Origin of the sequence: Planktothrix sp. FACHB-1355, assembly GCF_014748295.1 — a bacterium.
Taxonomy (GTDB): Bacteria; Cyanobacteriota; Cyanobacteriia; order Cyanobacteriales; family Aerosakkonemataceae; genus Aerosakkonema; species Aerosakkonema funiforme_A.
This window is the reverse complement of sequence record NZ_JACJUP010001025.1, coordinates 1-2,525: the sequence shown is the minus strand read 5'-3', so window position 1 is coordinate 2,525 and position 2,525 is coordinate 1. Positions and strand designations below refer to the sequence as shown.

The window sequence follows — 2,525 nt, the reverse complement described above, 5'->3', positions numbered from 1 at the left end:
AGAGGAAATACAATCTGAGTTTAGAAATATCGATCACCAAGTAAATACCCATTTTAGCGATCGACTAAAACTGTCCATTAATAGTATCTCAGATGACTTTATGGGCGCTGGTGGTTTGATGGGCGGACTAGGTGTAGGCGGCGCTTTAGCTGCTGGATTATTAGCTTTTACAGGACTTGGTTTGGTTGCTGTAATAGTAGCAAGTGTAGCAGCTGCGATCGCAGGTTCATTAGGATTAGGACTGTTAGATTTTGATGGGCTGAAAAATCAAATTAAAGCCAAAGTTTTAGAATTGGGCTTCCAAAAATTTGATGAGTCAATGGATAAAGTATCTGAAAAGTTTGATGAAATTGTGAATGAAGTTTTTGAAACTAAAATAGAATCAACAACCAAAGTTATTGAACAAGCAATTTCCCTTTATGAAAATCTCCTGGAACAGCAAGAGAAGAATCACCAAGAAACAGTAGAGCAACGTGGAACAGAAAAAGCTTTGATTGCCGAAAAACGTCAGGAAATGCTGCAAATGCAAAAGAGAATAGAAGCAATTTTGGCTTAACTAAATTTAAACTATGTTCAATAACAAAAACCCCCCTTTTTTAGGGGGGAAATTTTTTACCTAATTTATTCTAAACAGATCTCTGCCTTCCCATCTTTCGTAACTCCGACTTTCTCAAAACTTCCAATTTCCGCCGCAAATAACCCAAATTAGGAGACTCACCTCCATATCGCCAACTAACATAAGCTTGCGAAATTTCTTCTATAGCTTCCGCACGTTCGTCTCCATAGTGCTGGCGCGACGCGCTTGCATACTCAAACGGCGTCCAAGCTGGATGTTTTTGCAAACCTTTTTCCGCTAACCATCGCAGCATTTGCTGATAGATACTTTCCATCGGATGCAGCTTTTTCAACCATTTTTGGTAACGCCAATATTGCCAACCATTCCAAGCTAACCAACCCAAAAATCCCAGAACAATTGCAATTAACAATCCCGTAAATAAACCCACCCAACCTTGAGTGAAGAGGGCAAAAAACCATGCGATCGCACCAAATATCCCTGCAATAATTCCCCCAAATACTGTAGTCAGGAAATTATTTACTGGTGAAGGTAACCACCCCGCTACCCACTTCCAAAACTTCTCGATTGCCGTAAAAGTTTGGCTTTCTTCGAGCGAAGGCGGAATCAACGGATGACCGGGAATTGGATCGAAAGCAAACCAACCGTATTTAGGGAAATATACTTCTGTCATCAAATAAGCATCGGTATTTTTGACAACATATAACCCCGTAAAAGGGTTAAATTCCCCAGGCGCAAAACCACCAACCACCCTAGCTGGAATCCCGATCGATCGCAGCATAATCGTATAAACAGTAGTGAAGTGGTCTGCATACCCACCCCTAATTTTCTCTCCCGCAGGACTATTCTTATACCCAAACAGAAAAGCTTCTACCAAATCTTCATTTTCCTTTAAAAAAGGTGGCAGCTTTTCCAGTTTGTAATTAGGGTTTTGCTTCAAGTATTGAGCCAAGTAGAGAGCTTTTTCGTAAGCAGTAGTAATCGGTTTCTTATTCTTAGCTACCTGTTGTTGATTTGCTAAAATTTCCTCCGTCAGTTTCCGCACCTTATCCTTAATAGCAGGCGGAACTTCTAGGTAATATTTGCGAATATTTTTGGGATAGTTGGTAGAAGCTTTATTTAAAAGATTGCGATCGCGATAAGGAACTCCCGAAATAACTGTGTAAGTCAGACCTTCAACTAATGCCGGCCCTCGGATAGTTCCCTCTGGATCTATTGCTATTTTTTCCGCCGGGAAGTAAACTTCTCTGGCAGACGGCATCGCCGGAATTAGATTCGGCAATTCAGAGACAATTGTATAGCTTTGAATTACTTCCTGCGTGCGATTAGCCATTGCCGGCGTCGGTATATAGAATTTATAAGACCAACTGGGACGTTCCAGCATCATCGCTTGGTTGTTACGAGAAATTTCCCAACCTTGACCCGTGTAGCGATCGAATGCCAAAACTCGCCAAAATCCTTCCGCTTGCGATCGCACGCGCATCACCACTTTTGGCTTCAGAAAACCGCGCAAATTTTGGTTAATCGTATCGTTAAAACCGTAATAAAAAGTATCGTCAAGTTCTCCCGCTCCTTTTTCCTTATTCTTTCCCCTACCTGTGCCGCGATCGTCCTGGCCATTACTGTTGTTAGCATAACCCGGATTGCGAATCGATCGCCCGTCGAAATTACCTTTAAACTCAATCGGAGAACTAACTGGAAATGTCCGTATTTGATAACCCGGTACTCTGGGCATAAAAGCAAAAATAGCCAGCCCTATGCCCAGAATTACAAAAAAGTAAAATACTAAAACTTTGCCATTTTTAATCGGAAAAGTTCTTAAATCTTTTAATCTTTCTCTGTTAATTTTTTCCCGATCCAATCCCAATCGCGAGCGGTAATCCAACACCAACACAGGCAGCGCGATCGCGAAAAATGCTAACAGCAATGGTGCAAAAGCCATCGTCTGACT

The 2,525-nt window shown here is 41.6% G+C and carries 2 protein-coding genes; one reads left to right on the top strand and one right to left on the bottom strand.

Annotated elements, in window-relative coordinates:
- Positions 1-556, top strand: a 556-nt coding sequence (locus H6S82_RS28480; protein WP_347339561.1) for a hypothetical protein, incomplete at its 5' end; no start/stop codon positions are given.
- Between the two features lie 70 nt (positions 557-626).
- Here H6S82_RS28480 and H6S82_RS28475 read toward each other — a convergent pair.
- Positions 627-2,525 (bottom strand): transglutaminaseTgpA domain-containing protein (locus H6S82_RS28475; protein WP_191057120.1); only part of this gene is annotated, 1,899 nt, incomplete at its 5' end.